General features: G+C 69.8%; 25 protein-coding genes. 11 read left to right on the top strand and 14 right to left on the bottom strand.

Annotation, left to right across the window (positions count from 1 at the left end):
• Positions 1-94 precede the first annotated feature (94 nt).
• Entirely contained in the window at positions 95-535 is a 441-nt protein-coding gene (locus BLT43_RS00630; protein WP_090109219.1) for a protein tyrosine phosphatase family protein, read from the top strand.
• A gap of 10 nt (positions 536-545) precedes the next feature.
• Here BLT43_RS00630 and BLT43_RS00625 read toward each other — a convergent pair whose 3' ends face one another.
• The 5 genes from BLT43_RS00625 to BLT43_RS00605 all read right to left on the bottom strand — a co-directional run bounded on the left by BLT43_RS00625 (position 546) and on the right by BLT43_RS00605 (position 6,229).
• A complete protein-coding gene (locus BLT43_RS00625) occupies positions 546-1,430 on the bottom strand; it encodes a FliM/FliN family flagellar motor C-terminal domain-containing protein (protein ID WP_090109217.1) in 885 nt (294 codons plus the stop codon).
• Between the two features lie 76 nt (positions 1,431-1,506).
• On the bottom strand, positions 1,507-4,185 hold the full coding sequence (locus BLT43_RS00620; RefSeq protein ID WP_090109215.1) for an ATP-binding protein: 2,679 nt from the start codon (positions 4,183-4,185) through the stop codon (positions 1,507-1,509).
• 10 nt (positions 4,186-4,195) lie between these two features.
• Positions 4,196-4,483: a hypothetical protein gene (locus BLT43_RS00615; RefSeq protein WP_090109214.1), complete on the bottom strand. Its 288-nt coding sequence runs from the start codon at positions 4,481-4,483 to the stop codon at positions 4,196-4,198.
• Positions 4,470-4,838 carry a response regulator transcription factor gene (locus tag BLT43_RS00610; protein ID WP_090109212.1) on the bottom strand — a complete coding sequence of 123 codons (369 nt, stop codon included), beginning with the start codon at positions 4,836-4,838 and terminating at the stop codon, positions 4,470-4,472. The genes BLT43_RS00615 and BLT43_RS00610 overlap by 14 nt, the downstream gene beginning before the upstream one ends.
• A gap of 101 nt (positions 4,839-4,939) precedes the next feature.
• Positions 4,940-6,229 (bottom strand): helix-turn-helix domain-containing protein, encoded by a 1,290-nt coding sequence (locus BLT43_RS00605; protein WP_090109210.1) that lies wholly within the window; start codon positions 6,227-6,229, stop codon positions 4,940-4,942.
• Between the two features lie 236 nt (positions 6,230-6,465).
• On the opposite strand from BLT43_RS00605, the gene BLT43_RS00600 reads away from it, so the two are divergent.
• The 10 genes from BLT43_RS00600 (at position 6,466) to aat (ending at position 17,040) form a co-directional block, all read left to right on the top strand.
• Positions 6,466-7,812, top strand: coding sequence for a substrate-binding protein (locus BLT43_RS00600; protein WP_090109208.1), 1,347 nt, complete (start codon positions 6,466-6,468; stop codon positions 7,810-7,812).
• A gap of 116 nt (positions 7,813-7,928) precedes the next feature.
• Complete coding sequence (locus BLT43_RS00595; protein ID WP_090109206.1) at positions 7,929-8,960, top strand: branched-chain amino acid ABC transporter permease; 1,032 nt, start codon at positions 7,929-7,931, stop codon at positions 8,958-8,960.
• A gap of 3 nt (positions 8,961-8,963) precedes the next feature.
• Positions 8,964-10,169 carry a branched-chain amino acid ABC transporter permease gene (locus tag BLT43_RS00590; RefSeq protein ID WP_090109204.1) on the top strand — a complete coding sequence of 402 codons (1,206 nt, stop codon included), beginning with the start codon at positions 8,964-8,966 and terminating at the stop codon, positions 10,167-10,169.
• A gap of 12 nt (positions 10,170-10,181) precedes the next feature.
• On the top strand, positions 10,182-10,940 hold the full coding sequence (locus BLT43_RS00585) for an ABC transporter ATP-binding protein (RefSeq protein WP_090109202.1): 759 nt from the start codon (positions 10,182-10,184) through the stop codon (positions 10,938-10,940).
• Between the two features lie 59 nt (positions 10,941-10,999).
• Entirely contained in the window at positions 11,000-11,755 is a 756-nt protein-coding gene (locus tag BLT43_RS00580) for an ABC transporter ATP-binding protein (RefSeq protein WP_090110179.1), read from the top strand.
• 31 nt (positions 11,756-11,786) lie between these two features.
• The gene (gene acs / locus BLT43_RS00575) at positions 11,787-13,745 is read left to right on the top strand and encodes an acetate--CoA ligase (protein ID WP_090109200.1); all 1,959 of its coding nucleotides are present in this window, start codon (positions 11,787-11,789) and stop codon (positions 13,743-13,745) included.
• Positions 13,746-13,892: 147 nt separating this feature from the next.
• Positions 13,893-14,390 carry a hypothetical protein gene (locus tag BLT43_RS00570; protein ID WP_090109196.1) on the top strand — a complete coding sequence of 166 codons (498 nt, stop codon included), beginning with the start codon at positions 13,893-13,895 and terminating at the stop codon, positions 14,388-14,390.
• Between the two features lie 108 nt (positions 14,391-14,498).
• A complete protein-coding gene (accB, locus tag BLT43_RS00565) occupies positions 14,499-15,014 on the top strand; it encodes an acetyl-CoA carboxylase biotin carboxyl carrier protein (protein WP_090109194.1) in 516 nt (171 codons plus the stop codon).
• A gap of 8 nt (positions 15,015-15,022) precedes the next feature.
• Complete coding sequence (accC, locus tag BLT43_RS00560; protein ID WP_090109193.1) at positions 15,023-16,372, top strand: acetyl-CoA carboxylase biotin carboxylase subunit; 1,350 nt, start codon at positions 15,023-15,025, stop codon at positions 16,370-16,372.
• 14 nt (positions 16,373-16,386) lie between these two features.
• Positions 16,387-17,040, top strand: a complete 654-nt coding sequence (aat, locus tag BLT43_RS00555) for a leucyl/phenylalanyl-tRNA--protein transferase (protein ID WP_090109192.1) — start codon at positions 16,387-16,389, stop codon at positions 17,038-17,040.
• On the opposite strand, the gene BLT43_RS00550 is transcribed toward aat, so the two are convergent.
• The 9 genes from BLT43_RS00550 to BLT43_RS19040 all read right to left on the bottom strand — a co-directional run bounded on the left by BLT43_RS00550 (position 17,004) and on the right by BLT43_RS19040 (position 24,809).
• Positions 17,004-17,384, bottom strand: a complete 381-nt coding sequence (locus BLT43_RS00550) for a DUF2155 domain-containing protein (RefSeq protein WP_242652166.1) — start codon at positions 17,382-17,384, stop codon at positions 17,004-17,006. The two genes, aat and BLT43_RS00550, sit on opposite strands and share 37 nt — an antisense overlap.
• Positions 17,369-17,752: an NADH:ubiquinone oxidoreductase subunit NDUFA12 gene (locus BLT43_RS00545; protein WP_090109190.1), complete on the bottom strand. Its 384-nt coding sequence runs from the start codon at positions 17,750-17,752 to the stop codon at positions 17,369-17,371. The genes BLT43_RS00550 and BLT43_RS00545 overlap by 16 nt, the downstream gene beginning before the upstream one ends.
• A 66-nt stretch (positions 17,753-17,818) precedes the next feature.
• On the bottom strand, positions 17,819-18,193 hold the full coding sequence (locus BLT43_RS00540; protein WP_090109189.1) for a RidA family protein: 375 nt from the start codon (positions 18,191-18,193) through the stop codon (positions 17,819-17,821).
• A 3-nt stretch (positions 18,194-18,196) separates the two neighbouring features.
• Positions 18,197-19,465, bottom strand: a complete 1,269-nt coding sequence (clpX, locus tag BLT43_RS00535) for an ATP-dependent Clp protease ATP-binding subunit ClpX (RefSeq protein WP_090109188.1) — start codon at positions 19,463-19,465, stop codon at positions 18,197-18,199.
• Positions 19,466-19,614: 149 nt separating this feature from the next.
• Positions 19,615-20,256: an ATP-dependent Clp protease proteolytic subunit gene (locus BLT43_RS00530; protein ID WP_090109187.1), complete on the bottom strand. Its 642-nt coding sequence runs from the start codon at positions 20,254-20,256 to the stop codon at positions 19,615-19,617.
• Between the two features lie 350 nt (positions 20,257-20,606).
• The gene (locus tag BLT43_RS00525; RefSeq protein WP_090109186.1) at positions 20,607-22,289 is read right to left on the bottom strand and encodes a phospholipase D-like domain-containing protein; all 1,683 of its coding nucleotides are present in this window, start codon (positions 22,287-22,289) and stop codon (positions 20,607-20,609) included.
• On the bottom strand, positions 22,289-24,043 hold the full coding sequence (locus BLT43_RS00520; protein ID WP_090109185.1) for a sensor histidine kinase: 1,755 nt from the start codon (positions 24,041-24,043) through the stop codon (positions 22,289-22,291). Before BLT43_RS00520 ends, BLT43_RS00525 begins: the two co-directional genes overlap by 1 nt.
• Complete coding sequence (locus BLT43_RS00515) at positions 24,040-24,597, bottom strand: RNA polymerase sigma factor (RefSeq protein ID WP_090109184.1); 558 nt, start codon at positions 24,595-24,597, stop codon at positions 24,040-24,042. Before BLT43_RS00515 ends, BLT43_RS00520 begins: the two co-directional genes overlap by 4 nt.
• Positions 24,597-24,809 (bottom strand): NepR family anti-sigma factor, encoded by a 213-nt coding sequence (locus BLT43_RS19040; RefSeq protein ID WP_090109182.1) that lies wholly within the window; start codon positions 24,807-24,809, stop codon positions 24,597-24,599. The genes BLT43_RS00515 and BLT43_RS19040 overlap by 1 nt, the downstream gene beginning before the upstream one ends.
• Positions 24,810-24,909: the final 100 nt, after the last annotated feature.

Raw genomic sequence — 24,909 nt, 5'->3', positions numbered from 1 at the left:
ACCGTGGCGGGTGGCCAGCGCAAGGCTTCTCGCCCGGATGCGGGACCGATCGGGAGACTGGACGGGCGCCCCGGCCGGGGCTAGAGCTTGGCACATGGATATTCGCCGCATCGCCCCCGACTACGCCGTCAGCCCGCAAATCGCGCCGGAGGACATCCCCGCGATCAAGGAGGCGGGCTTCTCCACCGTGCTGTGCAACCGCCCCGACGAGGAAGTGCCCGCCGAGCTTCAGGCCGAAGCGCTGCGCGTCGCGACCGAGGCCGCCGGGCTGCGCTTCGCGCTGAACCCGGTGACGCATCAGAGCCTGAACCGCGAGGTGGTGGACCGGCAGATGCAGGCGCTCGAAAGCTCGGACGGGCCGGTGCTGGCCTATTGCGCCTCGGGCACGCGCTCCTCGATCGTCTGGTCGCTGGGCCAGGTCGGCCGGATGGAGACCGACGAGATCATCGCCGCGACCGAGAAGGCCGGCTACGACCTCGCCCGTCTGCGCCCGCAGCTCGAGGCGCTGCGCGAGGCGGACGGCGAAGCCGAGTGAGGCGGCCCGTCTAGGGCGCGCCCGGCAGCGCCGGCGCGGCCGCAGGCAGTGGCCCGAGGTCGATGGCCGGCCGCGGCTCCAGCCGGACCGCGCGATTGCCGTTGATCTGCCCGAGCCGGGCCCGGGCCACGACGGCCCCGCCCCCCCCTTCGAGCCGCACCTCCCCCAGATCCGCCCCGGCGAGCGGCAGCATCTGGCCCGGTGCCATGGCCTCGAGCCGGTCGAGCGGGATGGCGATCCGGGTCAGCACGGCGGTCAGCGCGGCGGGGGCCGGCAGGACCGCCTCCCGAAAGGCCGCGCGCCAGTCCGCGGCCGGCGCGGCCCCGCCCGGCGCCGCACGCTGCGCCAGCACCAACTCGCCTGCCCGCCCCGACAGGCCGAGATCGAGAGACAGCCGCAGGCAGCGATAACCGCCCGGCGCCAGCCCCATCGCGGCCGCGCGCGCATCGCGCCAGCGCGCCGCGAGGGCGAGGCCGTCGCCCCAGCCCGACAGATGCTCATCCCCGGATCGCGCCAGTTCGCGCAGCAGTGCGTCGGGGAAGCCGCGCGCCAGCGCCGCATCCGTGCCGCTGAGCGGCCTTGGCGGGGCGGCGGTGGCCGACAGCCGGCCGAGAGTCTGCGCCTCGACCAAGGCGGCGCCCAGACCGTGATCGAGCGCGGCCAGGCCCACCGCCGTCCCGTCACGCTCGATCGCGAAGAGCAGCGGCGCCTCCTCCAACTCGGCCAGTAGCCGGTCGAGCGACAGCTCGCGCGGCTCCGGCGTGTCGCGCAGGCTTGCCGGCAGGGCGGCGGCGCGATCGGCCGCCCGGGCGACCGCGCGCCGCAGATCCGCCGGCTCCGGCCCCGGCCCGGCGACCGGCCGCAGCAGCTGCCGCTCCCCCAACGCTTCGCTCATCCTCGTCCCCGCTCATCCTCGTGCCCGCCCGCGCCCCGAGCCGCCCGTCCGCCGGACCAGTCTGACCGATCAGGGTTTAGGCATTGCTAAGGGACGGTGCGGTGGCGGGCAGCGCGACCCTGAAGGCCGCGCCGCCCTGCCCCGGCAGGTAGCTGATCGCACCGCCGAGCCGGGACATGATCTCCCGGCAGATGGCGAGGCCGAGACCGGCCCCGCCGGCCTTGCCCGGATCGCCGAGCCGCGAGAATTTCTCGAAGATGACCCGGCTCTGCTCGGGTGCGATGCCGCTGCCATTGTCGATGAAATCGACCGCGCGACCGGCATCGCGCACCTCGATCCGCAGCTCCGGCGCCGGGGCGTCGCAGTATTTCCGCGCATTGGTGATGAGGTTGATGAAGACCTGCGTCAGCCGGTCCGCGTCGGTCTCGAGCGCCACGGCCTCCTCGGCGCGGCGGCGCAGCACCTTCATCGACCCGCCCTCGGGCAGCGCCGCCGCCAGCGCCCGGTCGATCATCTCGTCGAGCCGGACGGCGCGGACATCGAGTCGGCCCTGCCCCGATTCGAGCACCGCGAGGTCGAGCAGCTCGTCTAGAAGCCGGGTCAGCCGGCCGGCCTCCTCGCCGATGATGCCGGCGAAGCGGGTCTGTTCCTGCGGGTTCAGCCCGCCGGCCTGCAGGATCTCGGAGAAGGCGCGGATCGAGGTCATGGGCGTGCGCAGCTCGTGGCTGATCTGGCTGAGGAAGGCGTCCTTCTGCACCGACAGCGCGGTGAGCTTGGCGTTGGCCTCGCGCAGCGCGCCGGCGGTGCGCTCCAGCTCGGCGGATTTCTGCTCCAGCCGGGTCGAGTACTCCATGATCTGCGCCGCCTCGTCGGCCACGGCGATCAGGTCCTCGACCGAGACGCTGGCGCCTTGGGTCATCTGGCCCAGCATGGCATGCGCCGTGGCGGCACCGACCGAGCCCGCCAGCTCGCGCTCGAGCTCCTGGATGAAGCCGGGCGTCACGTCGGGCAGCCAGCCCGCCTTGCCCTGCGCGCCGGCGGCGCGGGCGAAGACCTGCTGCGCCTCGGCCGGGCCGAGAATGCGCTGCGCCATCACAAGCAGGTCCTCGGCCTCGGCCGCGCCGCGCATCCAGCTGCCCGGATTGTCGGAATGGTCGAAGACATTGACGAACTGCGCGCCCTGCAACCGCTCGACCGGGCCGGGAAAGCTCAGCAGCGAGACCGCGACGAAGAGCGCGGTGTTGATGCCGAGCGACCAGATCGCCGCGTGCAGCACCGGGTCGAGCGTCGCGGCGCCGAACAACGCCCGCGGCCTGAGCCAGTCGAGCCCCCAGGGGCCGTCGGCCATGACCTGCGCCGAGAGCAGCGCGCCGTCGCCGACGCTGGGCAGGAACATGGTCCAGAGCCAGAGCCCGAAGCCCGCCAGCAGCCCCGCCGCCGCGCCGCCGCGGGTGGCGCCGCGCCAGAACAGCCCGCCGATCATGGCCGGCAGCACCTGCACCACGCCGACGAAGGCGACGAGGCCGATCGAGGCCAGCGCCGCGCCGCCGCCCGACAGCCGGAAATAGAGGTAGCCGAGCCCCAGCACCGCGACGATCGACAGCCGCCGCGCCGTCAGCACCACCGAGCGCACGTCGCCCGACATCATCGCGCCGCCCGAGCGCGCCCGCAGCCACAGCGGCACCACGATGTGGTTCGACACCATGGTCGCGAGCGCGATGGTCGCCACCAGCACCATCGAGGTGGCCGAGGAAAAGCCGCCGAGGAACGCCCAGACCGCCAGCCCCTCGCGGCCCTGGCTGAGCGGCAGGGTGAGCACGAACATGTCGGGGTTGGTGCCGGGCAGCAGCTCGAGCCCCATCACCGCGATCGGCACCACGAAGAGGCTCATCACCAGAAGATAGAGCGGGAAGGCCCAGCTCGCCGTGGCGAGGTGGCTCTCGTCGGCATTCTCGACCACCAGCACCTGGAACATACGCGGCAGGCACAGAAGCGCCGCGGCCGAGAGCGCGGTGTAGGCGACCCAGCGCCCGCCCGACTGCTCCCACGCGGCGATCGGCGAGGCGTCGATCCGCGCCAGCATCCCGGCCGGACCGCCGCCCAGGCCCCAGACCACGAAGACGCCGACCGCGACCAGCGCGCCGAGCTTGACCACGGCCTCGACCGCGACGGCCATGACGATGCCGTGGTGGCGCTCGTTGGCGTCGAGGTTGCGGGTGCCGAAGAGGATGGTGAAGAGCGCGAGACCGGCCGCCGACCACAGCGCGACCGACCCGGCATCGAGCCCGTGCCAGCGCGCGCCGCCGGCGGCGCCGAACACCGCGAAGCTCTGGCTGATCGATTGCAGCTGCAGCGCGATGTAGGGGGTGACGCCGACCACCGCGAGCAGGGTGACGATGACCCCGAGCGAGGTCGACTTGCCGAAGCGCGAGGAAACGAGGTCGGCGATCGAGGTGATGCGCTGGGCCCGGCCGATCCGGACCAGCTTGCGCAGGAGCCACCACCAGCCGAGCATGACGAGGCTCGGGCCGAGATAGATCGTGAGATATTCGAGCCCCGACCGCGCCGCGTAGCCGACCGCGCCGTAGAATGTCCAGGCGGTGCAGTAGATCGACAGCGACAGCGTGTAGATCCACGGGCTGCGCAGCCAGCCGTCATGCCCGCGCGCCGCCCGCCGGTCGGCCGCGAAGGCCACCGCGAAGAGAAACGCCACATAGGTCGCCGAGATCGCGACCAGCCCGTTGAAGCTCAGCATCGGCGCCGCCTCATTCCGGGGGCTCCCGCTCGTCGGGGGCGTCCCGCGGGCCCGGCTCGGCGGCATCGGCGCGCAGCAGGGCCCGGGCCATCAGCGCCGCCACCGCCACGCTCAGCCCCCAGACGACGAAAAGATAGACCAGCACGACCGAGATCCGCGTCTCGCCGCGCGGCCAGATCAGCGGCAACGTCCAAAGCAGCGCCGCGGCCGCCGGGGCGAGCCGCGCGGCGTCGCGCAGCCTCCGCCGGCGGTAGGAGGCGCGCACCAGGAAGAGCGGGCGCGGCTCAGGCCCGCGCAAGGGCCCGCACCCGGTCGAGGATCTCGGCGTTCGAGAAGGGCTTGGTCATGAAATGCGTGGCGCCGAGCCGCATCGCCAACGCCCGGTCGCGATCTTGGCCGCGCGCGGTGAGCATCATCACCGGCAGGTCGCCCAGGCCCGCATCGGCGCGCAGCTCGCCCAGGATGTCGAAGCCCGAAAGGCCCGGCAGCATCGCGTCGAGGATCACGAGGTCCGGTGGATGCGCGCGCACCCGGTCGAGCGCGGTCGCCCCGTCGGAATGGGTGTGCACCGTCCAGCCGTCTCGCGACAGGATGAAGCTGATCGCCTCGATGATGTTGGGCTCGTCCTCGATCAGCAGGACACGTCTCGCCATGGGCTCCCCCGTCGCGCGACGCACCCTCCCCCGGCGCGCCGACACCACACTATCGCCCCGGCCGGTCGAGCTGTCAAAACACCTCGCACGGGGCCCGCGTCTCAGGCCGGCAGGATCGAGGGTTCGCGCCGCGCCGCGCAGTCGCCGCGCGGGCAGAGCCGGCAGCCGGGGCCGACCGGGCGCGGCGCCAGCGCCCCGAGGTCCGGCGCATCGGGCAGGAGCAGCATCACCGCCTCCGCCCGGGCGGGCCGGTCCCAGCCCGGCGCCGCGGCGATTTCGGCCACAGCGTAGGCGGTCAGGCGGGTGGGCTCGCCCAGTCCTGGCAGCTCGACCCGGCAGCGCAGCGGCCGGCCCGGCTGCAGCAGCGCCTCGAACAGCGGCCAGAGCGGACAGGCGGTGCCGCCCCGCGGCAGCGCCACCCCCTCGATCCCGCGGCGCTGGCCGATCGCGCCGCCGGCATCGCAGATCGCCAGCCCGGCCCGCGCCGGCCCCGCCCCCGGCGGCAGGGCGGCGAGCCGCCGCAGCACGGCGGCGAGCGGCGCGCCGGTGTCGCGGGCCACCGCCATCGGGTCGGGCGTGCGGCGCCAGGCCCCGCCGATCACCTCTGCGGGCAGCAGGGCGGCATCGGCCGCATGACGGCCGAGCCAGCGTGACAGGAGCGCGGCGCCCGCCTCGCTCAGCCCCTCGACCTCGCGCAGCAGCTCGGCCGGCGTCGCGCCGGGGCGCGAGGTCTCGAGCAGCGGCAGCTTGGGGCCGAGCGTCTCGAACGCGCGCTCCGCCTCGTCCTGCGGCGAGAGAGGCGCGTCGCCGGCATCGGGCGTCTTGAGGAAGCGGGCGAGCTGCCGGCTGTTCTCGGCCAGTCGCAGGCTCTCGGCGTGGATGTTGCGGTGGAACCGGTCCTGCCAGTCCCGGTCGAGATCCTCGCCGCCGACCAGGATCGAGGCGGTGGAGCGGATCGCGGTGGCCGCGTCGATCACCTGGTGCAGCGAGGCCGACAGTTCCGGGTCGTGCGCCAGCCGGTCGCCCAGCGCCGAGACCTGCGCCTCGAGCCGTTCGATCCGCCGGGACTGGCCGGCGACCAGCTCCGCCCAGCCGGGGAAGCGGCCGGCGAACTCCTCGGCCAGATCGGCCTCCTGCCCGGCCGCGGCGGCCGCGGCGCGCAGCCGCGCCAGAACCGCCCCGCCGGCGCCTTCGGACAGGCTCGCCGGCTCGACGCCCAGCGCGCGGGCGATGCGCTGCAGCAGCCGGCCGCCGATCCGGCGGCGATTGTGCTCGATCAGGTTGAGATAGGAGGGCGAGATGCCGGCCTCGCGGGCCAGATCGGCCTGCCGCATCCCGGCATCGAGCCGCCGCGCCCGGATCCGCGACCCGGCGAGCGAGCGCTCAGCCATGCGGGACGGCCCGGTTTTGTCGTTCCGATTCAACCGCATTCTGCGGTGCCGCGAAAACGAATTGACACATTTTCAGATCCTCCTGTCGAACAATTTACAGAAAGACGGCGCCACGCCAATGACTTGTTGAGCCGTTTTCAGATCAGGCGCGATACTGGCGGCGCACCGGAAGGTGTGGCGGTCGCGCGGGGCGGAGGAGGTCCGGCGCGGCCGACCCAGACAAGGGAGGAGACCACATGACACGACAGACCTTCTCGCGCAGGGGCGTGCTGAAGAGCGGGGCGGCGACCGGCGCGGGCCTCGCGCTGCCGACCATCTTCACCGCGTCCTCGGCCGCGGCCTTCACCAACGCGCCGACCGGGTCGAGCGTGACGCTCGGCTTCAACGTGCCGCAGACCGGCGCCTATGCCGACGAGGGCGCCGACGAACTGCGCGCCTTCGAACTGGCGGTCGAGCACCTCAACGGCGGCGGCGACGGCGGCATGCTGCAGACCTTCTCGAGCCAGGCGCTCGACGGCACCGGCATCCTCGGCAAGAAGGTCGAGTTCGTCACCGGCGACACCCAGACCAAGTCCGACGCCGCCCGCGCTTCGGCGCAGTCGATGATCCAGAAGGACGGCGCGATCATGATCTCCGGGGGCTCCTCCTCGGGCGTCGCGGTGGCGGTGCAGGGCCTGTGCCAGGAAGCCGGCGTGATCTTCATGGCCGGCCTCACCCATTCCAACGACACCACCGGCAAGGACCGCAAGGCCAACGGCTTTAGGCATTTCTTCAACGCCTACATGTCGGCCGCGGCGCTCGCCCCGGTGCTGCAGAACCTCTACGGCACCGACCGGCGCGCCTATCACCTGACCGCCGACTACACCTGGGGCTGGACCCAGGAGGAATCGATCGCCGCGGCGACCGAGGCGATGGGCTGGCAGACCGCCGAGAAGGTGCGCACGCCGCTCGGCGCGGGCGATTTCTCGTCCTACATCGCGCCGGTGCTGAACTCGGGCGCCGACGTGCTGGTGCTCAACCACTACGGCGGCGACATGGTGAACTCGCTGACCCAGGCAGTGCAGTTCGGCCTGCGCGAGCGGCAAGCCAACGGCAAGGACTTCCAGATCGTCGTGCCGCTCTACTCCGAGCTGATGGCACGCGGCGCGGGCCAGGCGATCAAGGGCATCCCCGGCTCGCAGAACTGGGACTGGAAGCTCGAGGACGCCGGCACCAAGGCCTTCGTGAAGAGCTTCGGCGAGAAGTACGGCTTCCCGCCGAGCCAGGCCGCGCACACCTGCTACGTGCAGACGCTGCTCTATGCCGACGCCGTCACCCGGGCGGGCGACTTCAACCCCTGCGCCGTGGTCGAGGCGCTCGAGGGCTACGAGTTCGACGGACTCGGCAACGGCCCGACCCTCTACCGCGCCGAGGACCACCAGTGCTTCAAGGACGTGGTGGTGGTGAAGGGCGCTGAGAACCCGCAGGACGAGTTCCACCTCGTGGAGATCGTCGAGGTCACGCCGACCGAGCAGGTCACCTACGCGCACGACCACCCGATGTTCGCGGGCGGGTCGCTGGGCGAGTGCAACCCGGGCGCCTGAGCCCGATCCCGAACCCGCCGGCCGCGCAAGCTTCGCGGCCGGCCCCCTCCCGACGCGCGCGCCCCAGGCGCGCGCGGCCCGGGGCGGCTTGACCATCCTCAGCAAGGACGGGGACCATGGACGCCATACTCATCCAGATCCTGAACGGGCTCGACAAGGGGTCGGCCTACGCGCTGATCGCGCTCGGGCTCACCCTCATCTTCGGCACGCTCGGCGTGGTGAACTTCGCCCATGGCGCGCTGTTCATGATCGGCGCCTTCTGCGCCGTGACGCTGCAGAAGCTCCTGACGCTCAGCGTCACCACCATCGACCCCGAGCGCACCGACTTCCTCGGCAACCCGCTCAAGGTCCAGACGCCCTATGTCGAGAACTGGTTCGGCCCGGAGGTCGGCGGCACGATCGTCGACTGGGCGGTGCCGCTGGCGATCCTGCTGGCGATCCCGGTGATGCTGCTGGTGGGCTTCGTGATGGAGCGCGGGCTGATCAAGCACTTCTACAAGCGCCCGCATGCCGACCAGATCCTGGTGACCTTCGGCCTTGCCATCGTGCTGCAGGAGATCGTCAAGTATTTCTACGGCGCCAACCCGATCCCGACCCCGGCGCCCGACGCCTTCCGCGGCAGCCTCGACATCGGCGTCTGGCTCGGCTTCGACCCTTACGCGATCATCTACCCCTACTGGCGGCTGGTCTATTTCTTCTTCGCCGGCGTGATCATCGCCGCGGTCTTCGCCTTCCTGCAGTTCACCACCTTCGGCATGGTGGTTCGCGCCGGCATGGCCGACCGCGAGACGGTGGGCCTGCTGGGCATCGACATCGACCGCCGCTTCACGCTGATGTTCGGCCTCGCGGCCGTGGTCGCGGGCCTCGCGGGCGTGATGTACACGCCGATCCTTTCGCCCAACTACCACATGGGCATGGATTTCCTGGTGCTGAGCTTCGTGGTGGTCGTGGTCGGCGGCATGGGCAGCCTGCCCGGCGCGGTGCTGGCGGGCTTCCTTCTGGGCATCCTGCAGAGCTTCGCCTCAATGAACGAGGTCAAGTCGTTGCTGCCCGGCATCGACCAGATCATCATCTACCTCGTCGCCATCGTCATTCTGCTGACCCGCCCCCGCGGCCTGATGGGCCGTCGCGGCGTGATGGAGGAATAAGCCATGCTCGGACTTGAGCGCAGAGACCTCACCATCCTGATCGCGGTGGCGGTGATCACCCTGTTCGCCCCGATCATCCTCAACCCCTTCCCCACCGGCTCGGCGCTGGCGCAGTTCAACGCGGGCTATCCCGACCTGATGCAGCGCTTCGTGATCTTCGGGATCTTCGCGATCGGCTTCAACATCCTGTTCGGGCTGACGGGCTACCTCTCCTTCGGCCATGCCGCCTTCCTCGGGATCGGCTCCTACTCGGCGGTCTGGATGTTCAAGCTGCTGAGCATGAACGTGATCCCGGCGATCCTGCTGTCGATCGTCATGGCCGGGCTCTTCGCGCTGGTGATCGGCTTCGTCAGCCTGCGCCGCTCGGGCATCTACTTCTCGATCCTGACGCTGGCCTTCGCGCAGATGAGCTACAACCTCGCCTACTCGGTGCTGACGCCCGTGACCAACGGCGAGACCGGGCTGCAGATCACCCTGTCGGACCCGCGCATCCTCGACGGCGAGAGCAGCGGCCTGCCGGTCACATCGCTGTTCGGCGCCGAGATGCGCGACACCACCACGCTGTTCGTGGGGCCGTGGTCCTGGGACTTCTCGGTCGGCTACTACTTCTGCGCGGCGCTGATGCTCGTCGCCTTCTACATCTCGGTGCGGATCTTCCGCTCGCCCTTCGGCATGATGCTCAGGGCGGTGAAGTCGAACCAGCAGCGGATGAACTACACCGGCCTGAACTCGCGGCCCTACACGCTGGCGGCCTTCGTGATCTCCGGCATGTATGCCGGTCTCGCCGGCGGCCTTCTGGCGGCGATGGACCCGCTGGCGGGCGCCGACCGGATGCAGTGGACGGCGAGCGGAGAGGTGGTGCTGATGACCATCCTCGGCGGTGCCGGCACGCTGATCGGGCCGGTGCTCGGCGCGGGCTTCATCAAGTACTTCGAGAACATCTTCTCGAAGATCAACGACGGCATCCTGCACCAGTGGTTCGCCTTCATGCCCGACGGGCTGGAGAACTTCGTGGTCGCCGTCATCCACCCCTTCATCGGCAAGGGCTGGCACCTGACGCTGGGCATCATGTTCATGCTGGTCGTGATCTTCCTGCCGGGCGGCCTCGTCGAGGGTGCGAGCCGGGTGGGCCGGGTGTTCCGCCGCCGCGACCGCAAGGCCGACCATGTCGAATCCGACGCCGCGCGCCAGCGCGCCGCCGCCGAATAAGGAGGACCCGCCATGGGCATTCTCGAAGTCAAGGGCGTCAACAAGCGCTTCGGCGGCCTGCAGGCGCTGGGCGACGTCAACCTCTCGGTCAAGCAGAACACCGTCCACGCCATCATCGGGCCGAACGGCGCCGGCAAGTCGACCCTGCTCAACTGCCTCGTCGGCAAGCTGATGCCGGACTCGGGCAGCGTGATGTTCGACGGCCAGTCGGTGCTCGGGCGCAAGCCGCACGAGATCAACCAGATGGGCATCTCCCGCGTGTTCCAGACGCCCGAGATCTTCGCCGATCTCTCGGTGCTGGAGAACGTGATGATCCCCTGCTTCGCGCGGCGCGACGGCGCGTTCCGGCTGCACGCCTACGAGACCGTCGGCAGCGAGCGCGACATCCGCGGCCAGGCCGAGCACATGCTCGAGGACGTCAACATGGCCGACAAGCGGCACATGCATGCGGGCTCGCTCTCGCGCGGCGACAAGCGGCGCCTCGAGATGGCGATGTGCCTGGTGCAGGAGCCGAAGCTCCTGCTGCTCGACGAGCCGACCGCCGGCATGGCGCGGGCCGACACCAACAACACCATCGACCTGCTGAAGGAGATCAAGGCCAAGCGCGACATCACCATGTGCATCATCGAGCACGACATGCACGTGGTGTTCTCGCTCGCCGAGCGGATCACCGTGCTGGCGCAGGGCACGCCGCTGGTCGAGGAGACGCCCGAGAACATCAAGGGCCACCCCAAGGTGCGCGAGGCCTATCTCGGCGAGGCGCAGGTGTAACCGCAAGTTCCTTAGAAGGAATTTGCACAGCTCTTCGAAGAGTTTTGCGGGAGAACGACATGAACGAGAAAGCGACATTCGACCGCGGCCGCAGCCAGGCGGCGACGCATCCCAAGTTCCTCTCCGTCTGGGACATCCAGGCCTATTACGGCGAGAGCTACATCGTGCAGGGGGTGAGCTTCGACATCCACGAGGGCGAGATTCTGGCTCTTCTCGGCCGCAACGGCGCGGGCAAGACCTCGACGCTCAGGACCATCGCCCGGCTCGACAACCCGGCGCTGCGCCACGGCGAGATCTGGCTCGACCACCAGCCGCTGCACAAGATGAAGGCGCATGAGGCGGCGGCGAACGGCATCGCGCTGGTGCCCGAGGACCGGCGCATCATCCCGGGCCTCACGGTCGAGGAGAACCTGAAGCTCGCGCAGATCGCGCCGCCGGTGGGCTGGTCGCTGGAGCGGATCTACGACCTGTTCCCGCGGCTGGGCGAGCGGCGGCGACAGGAAGGCGTGACGCTGTCGGGCGGCGAGCAGCAGATGCTGGCCATCGCGCGGGCGCTGGCGCGCGACATCAAGGTGCTGCTGCTGGACGAGCCCTACGAGGGGCTCGCCCCGGTGATCGTGCAGGAAATCGCCAAGACGCTGAACGTGATCCGCGATCAGGGCATCACAACGGTGATCGTCGAGCAGAACGCCGTGGCGGCGCTGAAGCTCGCCGATCGGGCGGTGATCCTTGACACCGGCTCGGTGGTTTATGACGGATTGGCACAAGAGGTGCTCGAGGACGAGGCGCTGCGGCAGCAATACCTCGCGATCTGAGCACCGGGAGGAACAATTGAAGGACCAGCCCATGACACCGCACGCCCCCCAGCTGCACGAACCGAGCCAGGAGACCGTCGCGCGCGCCCATGCCGACCGCGCCGCCTATGACCGGATGTACGCGCAATCGGTGCAGGACCCCGAGGGTTTCTGGGCCGAGCACGGCAAGCGGCTCGACTGGATCAAGCCCTTCTCCAAGGTGAAGGACACGAGCTTCGATCTCGGCCGCGTCTCGATCAAGTGGTTCGAGGACGGCACGCTGAACGTCGCGCAGAACTGCGTCGACCGGCACCTGAAGACCCGCGGCAGCCAGACCGCGATCATCTGGGAGCCGGACGACCCGGAGGCCGAAGCCCAGCACATCACCTACCAGCAGCTGCACGCCCATGTCGGCAAGTTCGCCAACGTGCTGAAGAAGATGGGCGTGGAGAAGGGCGACCGCGTCGTCATCTACATGCCGATGATCCCGCAGGCGGCCTACGCGATGCTGGCCTGCGCCCGGATCGGCGCGATCCACTCGGTGGTCTTCGCGGGTTTCTCGCCCGACGCGCTGGCCGCCCGGGTCTCGGGCTGCAGCGCCAAGCTGGTGATCACCGCCGACGAGGCGCCGCGCGGCGGCAAGAACACCCCGCTCAAGGCCAATGCCGACAAGGCCTTCGAGAAATGCCCCGAAGGCACGCAGATGCTCGTCGTCAAGCGCTCGGGCGGCGCGGTCGAGATGGTCGAGGGCCGCGACCACTGGCTGCACGAGATGGAGGACGGGGTGTCGGAGGACTGCCCGGCCGAGGAGGTGGGTGCGGAAGACCCGCTCTTCATCCTCTACACCTCCGGCTCGACCGGCCAACCCAAGGGCGTGGTGCACACCACCGGCGGCTACCTCGCCTACGCGGCGATGACCCACCAGTACACCTTCGACTACCATGACGGCGACGTGTTCTGGTGCACCGCCGATGTCGGCTGGGTTACCGGCCACAGCTACATCGTCTACGGGCCGCTCGCCAACGGCGCGACCACCGTGATGTTCGAGGGCGTGCCGACCTGGCCCGATGCCTCGCGCTTCTGGAAGGTCTGCGAAAAGCACAAGGTCAACCAGTTCTACACCGCGCCCACCGCGATCCGGGCGCTGATGGGCAAGGGCGACCACTGGGCCGAGGGTGCGGACCTGTCGTCGCTGAAGGTGCTGGGCACCGTGGGCGAGCCGATCAACCCCGAGGCCTGGGAGTGGTACGACCGGGTGATCGGCAAGGGCCGCGTGCCGATCGTCGACACCTGGTGGCAGACCGAGACCGGCGGCCACATGATCACCTCGCTGCCCGGCGCCATCGCCACCAAGCCGGGCTCGGCCACCCTGCCCTTCTTCGGCGTGCAGCCGGTCGTGCTCGACCCGCAATCGGGCGCCGAGATCGAGGCGACCGAGGCCGAGGGCGTGCTGGCGATCCGCGACAGCTGGCCGGGCCAGATGCGCAGCGTCTGGGGCGACCATGAACGCTTCGAGCAGACCTACTTCTCGCAGTATCGCGGCTACTACTTCTCGGGCGACGGCTGCCGGCGCGACGCCGACGGCTATTACTGGATCACCGGGCGGGTCGACGACGTGATCAACGTCTCGGGCCACCGCATGGGCACGGCCGAGGTCGAGAGCGCGCTGGTCGCGCACAAGGCGGTCTCCGAGGCCGCGGTGGTCGGCTACCCGCACGAGGTGAAGGGCCAGGGCATCTACGCCTATGTCACGCTGATGGAAGGCGTCGAGGCGACCGAGGAGCTGCGCAAGGAGCTCGAGGCCTGGGTGCGCCAGGAGATCGGCCCGATCGCCAAGCCCGACTGCATCCAGTGGGCGCCGGGCCTGCCCAAGACCCGCTCCGGCAAGATCATGCGCCGCATCCTGCGCAAGATCGCCGAGAACGACTATGGCAGCCTCGGCGACACCTCGACCCTGGCCGAGCCGCAGGTGGTCGAGGACCTGATCGGCAACCGGATGAACCGGGGCTGAGACCTTGGCCTGCCGGGCCGGCGCCATGCCGGCCCGGCAGACCGTGACAAGACCGTTTCTCGAAAAGCTGTCGCCGCACCGGCAACCTCCGGTTAGGAGTTGGCATGTAGGCTGGTGCCGGTGGGGGCTCCTGATTCGGAGCTTTGGATGGATATCGTCAGATCGTCGCGACTTCCGATCGGCTCGGCCCTGCCGGTCGATCCGCGCCTGAGGCCGGAACCCGAGAGCGCCGCCGCGCCGCGGCCGGACCTGCCGCCCGTCTCGCGCGGCACGGCCACCGATGCCGCCGCACCCCGCCCGCCCGATCTGCGCGACCTCGGCCGGATTCGGGCCGGGTTGCTGCTGCAGGACATCCCGCCGGTCGAGCGGCCGCAGCAGGCGCTCAAGCCCTGGGGCGTGGCGATCCTGCCGGATGCGCAGAAGGCGCAGGAGCGGCGCGAACAGGCCGAGGCGCTGCAGCACGAAGCGGACGCGAAACAGCAGGAGGCCGACCGCGCCGCTGACGCCGCCGAGACCGCGGAGGCACCCCCAACGGTCGTGGCGGAGGACCCGCGGGCCGTGCCGCAGGACCCGTTCGCCACGGCGAATCCGCAGGCCCCGGACGCCCCGCCCCCGGCCCAACCGCCCGCCCCGCGACCCGATTGACGTTCAAAGCAGGCGCCCCGCTGCTTTTCTCGCCCGCCAGAGTGGCGTATAAGCCCCCGGAATGAACGCCCGTAGGGGCGCGATACGAGGGGCAAGGGGCCGAGAGTTATGAGCGACAAGACCAGCCACGACAGCGATGTCAGCTTTATCCGCGCACTTGCGGAGCTTCTGAACCAGAACGACCTGACCGAGCTTCAGGTCAAGCGGGACTACGGCGAGAACGACAGCCTCAACGTCCGGGTCAGCCGCGCCCGCGAGGTGGTGCAGCAGATGTCGATGCCGCAGCAGCCGCATTACAACGCCGCGCCCGCGCCGCAGCCGGCCGCCGCCAACCCCGCCCCGGCGGCCCCGTCCGCGCCCGCCGCGGCCAGCGAGGATCCGGCCAGCCATCCCGGCGCCGTCACCTCGCCGATGGTCGGCACCGCCTACATGCAGGCCGAGCCCGGCACGCCGCCCTTCGTCAGCGTCGGCTCCCAGGTCAAGGAAGGCGACACCCTCCTGATCATCGAGGCGATGAAGACCATGAACCAGATCCCCGCCCCGCGCGCCGGGACGGTCAAGCGCATCCTCATCGAGGACGGCAGCCCGGTCGAGTTCGGCGCGCCGCTGATGATCATCGAATGAGCACACCGATGTTCGACAAGATCCTGATCGCGAACCGGGGCGAGATCGCGCTCCGGGTCGTGCGTGCCGCGCGGGAGATGGGCATCAAGTCCGTCGCCGTGCACTCCACCGCGGATTCGGACGCGATGCATGTGCGGATGGCCGACGAGGCGATCTGCATCGGCCCCCCGCCGTCGGGGCAGTCCTACCTGTCCTTCCCGGCGATCCTCTCGGCCTGCGAGATCACCGGCGCCCAGGCGATCCACCCGGGCTACGGCTTCCTGTCCGAGAACGCCGCCTTCGTGCAGGCGGTCGAGGATCACGGGCTGACCTTCATCGGCCCGACCGCCGAGCACATCCGCGTCATGGGCGACAAGATCGCCGCCAAGGACACGATGAAGGCGCTGGGCGTGCCCTGCGTCCCGGGCTCGGACGGCGGCGTGCCGAATGTCGAGGCGGCCCGCTCGATCGCGGCCGAGATCGGCTACCCGGTCATCATCAAGGCCACCGCCGGCGGCGGCGGGCGCGGCATGAAGGTCGCGAAGTCCGAGGCCGAGATCGAACGCGCCTTCCAGACCGCGCGCTCCGAGGCCAAGGCGGCCTTCGGCAATGACGAGGTCTACATCGAGAAGTACCTGCAGAAGCCGCGCCACATCGAGATCCAGGTCTTCGGCGACGGCAAGGGCCGCGCCGTGCATCTGGGCGAGCGCGACTGCTCGCTGCAGCGCCGCCACCAGAAGGTCTTCGAAGAGGCGCCGGGACCGGCGATCACCGAGGAGCTGCGCGCCCGGATCGGCAAGACCTGCGCCGAGGCGGTCGCCAAGATCAACTACGCCGGCGCCGGCACGATCGAGTTCCTGTTCGAGGATGACGAGTTCTACTTCATTGAGATGAACACCCGCCTGCAGGTGGAGCATCCGGTGACCGAGGCGATCTTCGGCGTCGATCTCGTGCGCGAGCAGATCCGCGTCGCGGCCGGGCTGCCGATGTCGTTCCAGCAGGACGACCTGCACATCCGCGGCCACGCGATCGAGGTGCGCATCAACGCCGAGAAGCTGCCGAACTTCGCGCCCTGCCCGGGCCGGATCACGCAGTACCACGCGCCGGGGGGCCTGGGCGTGCGGATGGACAGCGCGCTTTATGACGGCTACCGCATCCCGCCCTATTACGACAGCCTGATCGCCAAGCTGATCGTGCATGGCCAGGACCGGGCCGAGGCGCTGGCGCGGCTGAACCGCGCGCTGGGCGAATTGATCGTGGACGGGGTCGACACCACCGTGCCGCTGCACAACGCGCTGCTGTCCGAGCCGGACATCCTGTCGGGCAACTACAACATCCACTGGCTCGAGCGCTGGCTCGAGCAGGCGCTGCAGAAGTAGACGGAGGGCCGCGCATGCACCCGCGGCCCAACCCGCAGCTCACGCCCGAGCTTCTGCTGCATGCCTATGCGCAGGGCGTGTTCCCGATGGCCGAAGCGCGCGACGACCCCGAGATCTTCTGGGTCGATCCGCGCCGGCGCGGCATCCTCGCACCCGACGAATTCCACATCTCCCGCAGCCTCGCCCGGCGCATGCGGCGCGGCGGCTTCGAGGTCGGTGCCGACAGCGATTTCGAGGGCGTGCTGAAGGGCTGCGCCGACCGGCCGGAGACCTGGATCAACGCCACGATCTTCGACCTCTATCTCGAGCTGCATCGGCGCGGCTTCGCCCATTCGGTCGAGATCCGTCAGGACGGCCGGCTGGTGGGCGGCGTCTACGGCGTCGCGCTCGGCGGCGCCTTCTTCGGGGAAAGCATGTTCTCGCGGACGCGGGACGCCTCGAAGCTGGCCCTCGCCTGGCTGGTCGACCGGCTAAGGCTGGGCGGGTTCAGCCTGCTCGACGCGCAGTTCCTGACACCGCATCTGGCCAGCCTCGGCTTCAAGGAGGTGCCGCGCGCCGGCTATCGCAAGCTTCTGGCGCGTGCCCTCGGGAGCGGTGGCGACTTTCACCTCGCCGGCCCCCCGGCGCCCGCTCAGGACGTCCTGCAGCGCAGCGCCCAGACGTCGTAGCGCGGATGGTCCAACGCGTTCAGCGCCGGGGCCGAGGCGATCATCCAGCCGCGAAACACCGGGTCTTCAAGGCTGCCATAGCGGATCTCCAGCCGCTCGAAGGCGTCGCCGGCCGGGTTGTCGGCCGGGTAGCGACATTCCTGCAGCGTGACCTGCAGGTGGCCCACCTCGCCGCTCTCGCCGGTGGCGAGGTCGAGATCGGTGACCTGGCCGGTGATCTTGTCGAGCACCCGCAGCACGCCGCCCGGCGCCTGCGCGGCGCCCTGCTGCTGGGCTGCGGCCGGCAGCGCCAGCCCCACGGCCAGCGCGGCGGCAAGCGCGCGGCGGATCACTCGGGCGACCACGCTTCGTAATCCTTGTGATCGGCCGGCGCGCTGCGGCGGATCGAGCCGGAGGGGGCGTAGGCCATCATGGTGCCGGTCAGGTTCGCCTGATGCGGCTGCTCCCAGCTCTGGCGCGGCAGCGGGCGCTCGGTCGGCGGGGTGTCCCAGATACGGTGCAGCCAGCCATGCCAGTCGGGCTCGATCCGGCTGGCCTCGGCCTCGCCGTTGTAGACCACCCAGCGCCGGCTGTCGTCGGCATTGCGGTAGAAGATGTTGCCCTGAGCGTCTTCGCCCACTTTCTGGCCGAACCGCCAGGTGAAGAACTGGGTGGCCACGGTCTGGCCGTTCCACCAGGTGAAGATGCGCTTGAGGAAGTCGCCGAGGCTCATGATCCGTCTCCTGTCCTGCGGCCTCTCATGCCGCAAAGCGGGCCCGAGGTCCAGTGGATCGCGCCCTCAGAGCGCGCGCGCCGTAGCCTCGATCTCGATCCGCATCTGCGGTTGCATGAGGCCGCATTCGATCATCGTCGCCGCCGGCCGCGCCGCGCCCCAGGCGGCCCGCAGGAGCGGCCAGCAGGGTTCGAACTCGGCCCGGTCGGGCAGCATGTAGGTGACACGCACCACCCGGTCCATGGCGCTGCCGGCCGCCTTGAGGGCGGCCTCGAGGTTGCGCAGCGCCTGCGCGCATTGCGCCTCCACCCCGTCGGGCAGCGTCATGTCGGAGTAGTCGTAGCCGGTGGTACCCGAAACGAAGACCCATCCATCGCAAAGAACGGACCGGCTGTAGCCGATCCGTTCCTCGAACTCCGATCCGCTGGTGAGGCGGCGCATGGCTCAGCCCGCCGAGGCGGTCTCCTTCTTGGCGCCGTCGGCGTAGATCAGCAGCGGCTTGGCCTCGGGACCGACCGCCTCTTCGTTGACGACCACCTCGGTGACGTTCTCGAGGCTGGGCAGCTCGAACATGGTGTCGAGCAGGATGTCCTCCATGATCGAGCGCAGGCCGCGCGCGCCGGTCTTGCGCTCGATCGCCTTGCGGGCGATCGCCTTGAGCGCGTCATCGGTGAAGGTGAGCTTGGTGCTCTCGATGTCGAACAGGCGCTGGTACTGCTTCACGAGCGCGTTCTTCGGCTCGGTCAGGATGGTGACCAGCGCGTCCTCGTCGAGATCGGTCAGCGTCGCGATCACCGGCAGACGGCCGACGAATTCGGGGATCAAGCCGAACTTCAGCAGGTCCTCCGGCTCGAGATCGCCGAAGATCTCGCCGATGCCGCGATCGTCATCGGCGCGCACGTCGGCGCCGAAGCCCATCGCCGAGCCCTTGCCGCGCTGCGCGATGATCTTGTCGAGGCCGGCGAAGGCGCCGCCGCAGATGAACAGGATGTTGGTGGTGTCGACCTGCAGGAACTCCTGCTGCGGATGCTTGCGCCCGCCCTGCGGCGGCACGGAGGCGACGGTGCCCTCCATGATCTTCAGCAGCGCCTGCTGCACCCCCTCGCCCGAGACGTCGCGGGTGATCGAGGGGTTGTCGGACTTGCGGGTGATCTTGTCGACCTCGTCGATGTAGACGATGCCGCGCTGTGCCCGCTCGACGTTGTACTCGGAGGCCTGCAAGAGCTTGAGGATGATGTTCTCGACATCCTCGCCAACGTAGCCGGCTTCGGTCAGCGTGGTGGCGTCGGCCATGGTGAAGGGCACGTCGAGGATGCGCGCCAGCGTCTGCGCCAGCAGCGTCTTGCCGCAGCCCGTCGGACCGATCAGCAGGATGTTCGACTTCGACAGCTCGATCTCGGAGGATTTCGCCGCGTGGTTCAGCCGTTTGTAGTGGTTGTGCACCGCGACCGAGAGCACCCGCTTCGCATGGAGCTGGCCGATCACGTAGTCGTCGAGCACGTCGCAGATCTCGCGCGGGGTCGGCACCCCTTCGGAGGATTTCAGGCCCGAGCCCTTGGTCTCCTCGCGGATGATGTCCATGCACAGCTCGACGCATTCGTCGCAGATGAACACGGTCGGCCCCGCGATCAGCTTGCGCACCTCGTGCTGGCTCTTGCCGCAGAAGCTGCAGTAGAGCGTGTTCTTGCTGTCGCCGCCGGACGTGCTTGCCATATCGGAACCCCCGGGCCTTCGGCCCTGCTGTCATCTCTCTCGGACTGCCCTTGTCTCAACGATAGGGCAGCCATTTCGCGGCCACAACGCCAAAATCCCGGCCCTGCGGGCGGATCACCCCGTGGTGACGGGGTGACCCGGCGTCGGCCTCAGCCGGCGGTGTTGGGCGTCTTGTCCTCGCCCTGATCGCGGCTGGTCAGGATCTCGTCGATCAGGCCCCAGTCGCGGGCTTCCTCGGGCGACATGAAGTTGTCGCGCTCGAGCGCCGCCTCGACCTTTTCCAGCGGCTGGCCGGTGTGGTGGACGTAGATCTCGTTCAGCCGGTTTTTCAGCTTCTGGGTCTCGGCGGCGTGGATCATGATGTCGGTCGCCTGGCCCTGGTAGCCGCCCGAGGGCTGGTGCACCATGACGCGGGAGTTCGGCAGCGAGAAGCGCATGCCCTTCTCGCCGGCGGTCAGCAAGAGCGAACCCATCGAGGCCGCCTGGCCGATCACCAGGGTCGAGACCTTGGGCCGGATGTACTGCATGGTGTCGTAGATCGACAGGCCCGAGGTGACGACACCGCCGGGGCTGTTGATGTACATTGAGATTTCCTTCTTCGGATTCTCGGCCTCGAGGTGCAGCAGCTGCGCGACGATGAGCTGGCTCATGCCGTCATGCACCGGGCCGTTCACGAAGATCACGCGTTCCTTCAGCAGGCGCGAGAAGATGTCGTAGGCGCGCTCGCCGCGGCTGGTCTGCTCGACCACCATCGGGACGAGGTTCATGTAGGTCTCAATGGGATCGTGCATCTGCTCTGCCTTCTCGGGAACGCTTGCGTCTTCCAGCCTCTGGGGCTTTGCGAGTCTTAGTGGTCCGCCGGAGGGGTTTCAACTGGCCGGTCCCGGCCAGCGGATCGGCCGGCCGCACCTTCGCACCCGTCGGAGGCAAAGAGCGACCGGCCGCGACCGTCTCGGCAGCTGGACGGTCATGGCTTGCGCTACCCGTCTCCCCCCGTCAGCAGGAAAATCAGGAACGCCACCACGACCAGACCTGCCAGGCCGGCCGCCATGGCGCCGATGGACATTTCGTCCTCCTGGGGGTCATGCCGTGTGGCGGGCCAACGTCGCGGGAAGGCGTGATGTTCCGCGGGCCGGACGGCCTAGACCATCGCCTCGGGCACGCCCGGCACGTTGCGGCCGAGCCGCCAGGCCGGCCGCAGCGGATAGGGCAGCAGCAGCCCGCGCCGCAGCTCGGGCACGCGGCCGCGGTCGGCCTCGATCATGCCGCGCCAGCGGGCCACCAGCTCGGGCCCGGTCTCGTCCTCGCGCTGCGGCCCCTCCTCGCCCATCCAGTGCGCCATGCAGGCGTCGCGCAGCCGGCGCGCGGTGCCGGCGCGGTCGAGCACGACGCCCGCCTCGGTGTCCCAGTGCATGCTGCGGCCGTTCATGTTGGCCGAGGACACAATCGCCTCGCGCCCGTCGGCGATCGCCACCTTGGCGTGGACATAGACGATCGGCGCGCGCCACAGCCGGGCCCGCGGCCCCTTGTCGCGGTCGTCGGCGCGGCGCTTCTCGGCCGGCGACAGGATCAGCGCCCGCTCGCCGAACTGGCGCCGGATCTTCGAGATGCAGCGCGCCTGCAGATAGTCGCCATAGCGGGCATCGACCCGCGCCTCGGAAAAGGCCGCATCCTCCGGCGCCGCCGGGATCACCATGACCAGGCCGAGCCCGGGATTGGCCCGGCCGGCCCGCACGATCCGGCGCGCGAGATTGCGGTCGCGCATGAACTGCGTCTCCACATAGAGCAGGTCGCGGGCGCCGCCGATCAGCGCGCGATGCGCCTCGTAGAGCTCAGACACCTTGCGGTCGGGCGACATCCTGAAGATCGCCGGGCTGCGGCGGGCCGAAATGGTGCGCAGCACCTGGCCGGTGTCGGGCGGGGCCGCACCGTGCGTGACGTTGCGAAAGCTATCGAGGTGGCGATGCGCGTCGCGCACCGCCGGCCCGCCGAGCAGAAGCTGCACGTCGTGCCAGGTCTCCTGCGCCGGGCGGTCGTGGCGCAGCGTGTCGTAGCGCCGGTCGTCGAGATCGAGCCCGCCGATATAGAGCCAGCGGTCGTCGAACACCGCGATCTTCTGGTGATGCGTGGCGAGCGTCAGCTCGGGGATCGGCCAGATGCGCGGCACCAGCCGGCCCTTGCGCTCGGTCACGTAGCGCCGTAAGCCGGGCCGCAGGCGCAGCATCTCGGCGCGCTCCGCCTTGGGCAGGCTGGCGAGCCGGCGCGTGACACGGCGGATCTCGCTCCAGCTGCGGTACCACAGCAGCGCGCGCGGCACGACGCCGACCCGCGCGGGGTGCAGCGAGGCCTCGACGCTGAGCAGCTCGGGCCGGCCCGAGGCCTCCCCCGCCGCCAGCAGGCCGCGCACGGCGTCCCAGGTCATGGCGTGCATCGCCGGCACCGCGACCGGGTCGAAATCGGTCAGCACCAGCTCGACACGCACGCCCTGGCCGAGCTTGTGGGCGATCAGGTCGAACCAGACATCCCCGATCTCGCGTGCGCTCTTGGAATGCACCCGCGCGAAGGGGTCGAAGACCCGGAACGACATCCGCACCTGCCGCTCGGCCTCGAGAAAGCAGCGCTCGAGCACCGGGTACGCCTGCTCGGCCGTGATCAGCGGCAGCGGGGTCTCGGGGTCGTCATGCGGCAGCTCGGGATCGGGCAGCGGATCGTCGGCCCAGTCCGCATGGGCCGGGTCGTTCTCGCCCCTCTCGGTGTCCGTCAACCGGGTGCCGCGGCGCTCGCGCAGCGGCAGGGCGGCGCCGCTCTTCTCGTCGTCGGGCATCAGTAGTCCTGAGGATCGTATTGGGTTTCTCTGATCGGGAAACGCGTGGAGAGCCTGTAGGTCCCGTCGCGGTGAGAAATTTCGCACGGCCCGCCCAGCTGCGCGGAAAAGGCCTGGATCAGGTTCATGCCCAACCCGCCCGAGCGCGCGCCGGCCGGTGCCGCGGCGTCGGCCTCGGTCTCCGCCCCGGCGGCGGCGTTGGCGATCTCGACGGCGGCCATGCCGTCGCCGTCGCGGCGCAGCCCCACGGCGATCCAGCCGGTCTCGCCCTGCGCCGGCTTCATGTTGGCCAGGGCGTTGGCCAGCGCCTCCGAGGTCAGAAGCGACAGTGGCACCGCTTGGTCGGGCAGCAGCTCGAGCTCCTCGAGATCGAACCTGAGATCGACCCCGCCCCCGGCGCCGGAGGTCTGCTGGCCGACGATCTCGCGCATCAGCCGCGCGGCGTCGACCCGGCCCACATCCTGGCTTTCGTAAAGGGTGCGGTGGATCGTGGCGAGGCCCAGCACCCGGTCCTGCAGTCGGCTCAGGATGTCGCGCGTGCTCTGGTCCCGGGTGCGCCGCATCTGCATCGACATGATCGACGAGATGAGCTGCAGGTTGTTCTTCACCCGGTGGTGGACCTCCTTCAGCAGGATGCCGCGTTCGCGCAGCTGGTCCTCAAGCCGGGCCTCGTCCTGCAAAATGTTGCCGGCCATCTGCACGAACTCGCCCTCGATCTCGCGCAGCTCGCGCGACATGTCGGCGGTCGCGGCGCGCGGCGGCAGCTGCCGGTCGGCCCCGAAGCGGCGCATATTGCGGCCCAGCCGCCGCACGTGACGGATCACCAGCCGGTGGATCGCGTAATAAGCCACCAGCAGGCTCGCGCCCCACATCAGCACCGGAAACAGGCTGGGCAGAACGGTCGGGCCGAAGCCCTCGATCGGGGGCCAGACGCCGACGGCGTAGACCGCGCCGGTCACCAGCGGCGTCACGGCATAGACCAGCGCCGTCCCGTCAGGTGCCGTGCCGACCGTGGCCGTGGCCCGCAGGCCCGCCTTGTCGGCCAGGTCGAAGCCCTGCGGCAGAAGCGTGCCCAGCGGCCGGTCGGGGTTCTGTTCGGTCAGCACCTCGCCCAGCTCGTTGAAGGTGGCAAGCTGCAGCGGCGCCTGGTCGGTGTCGACGATGGCGGCCGGCGCGGCGATCCGGCGCTGGGGGATGGCGATCTGCACGTAGCCCAGGAACTCGCCATCCTCCAGGATCGGGGTGGCGACGTTGATCAGCGGCTCGTCGGCCACCGCCTCGCGCCGGCCTTGCGTGACGATCGCCGCGGGCCGGCGCGACATCTGTTCCCAGATGCCGCCGCCGCGCATGTCGAAGGACCGCCCCATGGAGGAGCAGCGCATGATTCCGTCCGGGCTGACGAGGCCGATCAGCGCGTAGAGCCTGCGGCCCTCGTTGTAGCGGTCGAGAAAGGAGGAGCAGGCGCCGGTGTCATCGATCTGGTCGATCACCGCGCCCAGCGCCTCGGCCACGCCGAGCGCGCGCTCGATGGTCTGCTCGACCGGCGCCGCCGCCTGGCCGGTCAGGGCCAGGAGCGACAGCTCGGAGCGGCGCAGGGCCTCGCGCTGAAACTCCGCGGTCTGATAGATCGCGATCAGCCCGATCGGCATCAGCGCGATCGTCAAAAACGCGACGACGCGCAGCACGAGCCCATGCGTGCTGAACCAGCCGCCGGCCCGCGCCGTCCGGTTCCGCGCGCCCTCCTCGGATGTCACAAGTGCTGTCCACCTTGCGCCGCGAGGACCGCCATCGTCGCCTCGTCGGTCATCCCCAGCCCGTCCTCGCCTTCGAGTTCGAGCAGTTCCGCCAACCGCACCCGCGCCCGGTTCGCGCGGCTCTTGATGGTGCCGATCGCCACGCCGCACATGTCGGCGGCCTCCTCGTAGGAGAAGCCGGACGCCCCGACCAGCGCCAGCGCCTCGCGCTGCTCGTCGGGCAGCTTGGCGAAGGCGGCGAGGAAATCGTTCATCTGCAGGCGCCCGTCATGGGCGGGCTTCTCGGCCAGCGAGGCGGTGAACACGCCATCGACATCGGCGACCTCGCGCTGCGCCTTGCGCCGGCCCGAGTAGAAGGTGTTGCGCAGAATGGTGAACAGCCAGGCGCGCAGATTGGTGCCGGGCTTGAACTTGTCGAAATTGGTCCAGGCCTTGACCACGGTGTCCTGCACCAGGTCGTCGGCCTGCGCCCCGTTGCGCGTCAGCGAGAGCGCAAAGGCCCGCATGGCCGGAAGATGTCCGACCAGTTCTTCTCTCGGATCCTGCTCTGGCATTATTGATTCCTGTCAGCTCTGACCGCTTCCACGGTTTCCCGGTCCGGCTGATCCGTATCGGACGACGCCTCCGCGCCCTCACCCGCCCGCAGCCGCTCGAGCAGATCGGTGAATCGATCCGGCAGCGTCTCATCGGTGAGCTGTTGGAACGCGCGCCTGAGATGGGCGTCGATGTCGTCACCGCGCGCGCCCCGCTGGTCCCGTTGTGTCATTCCCGCTTATACCCTCGTATTTATCGACGGCCGTGCATAGCATGGCCGCATCATGGAACCACAATGCCGGCAGCCACGTTCGGTTCCAGAAAAAATGAAA

It is taken from the genome of Limimaricola pyoseonensis, from assembly GCF_900102015.1.
Lineage (GTDB): Bacteria > Pseudomonadota > Alphaproteobacteria > Rhodobacterales > Rhodobacteraceae > Limimaricola > Limimaricola pyoseonensis.
This window is presented reverse-complemented; position numbering and strand designations above follow the sequence as displayed.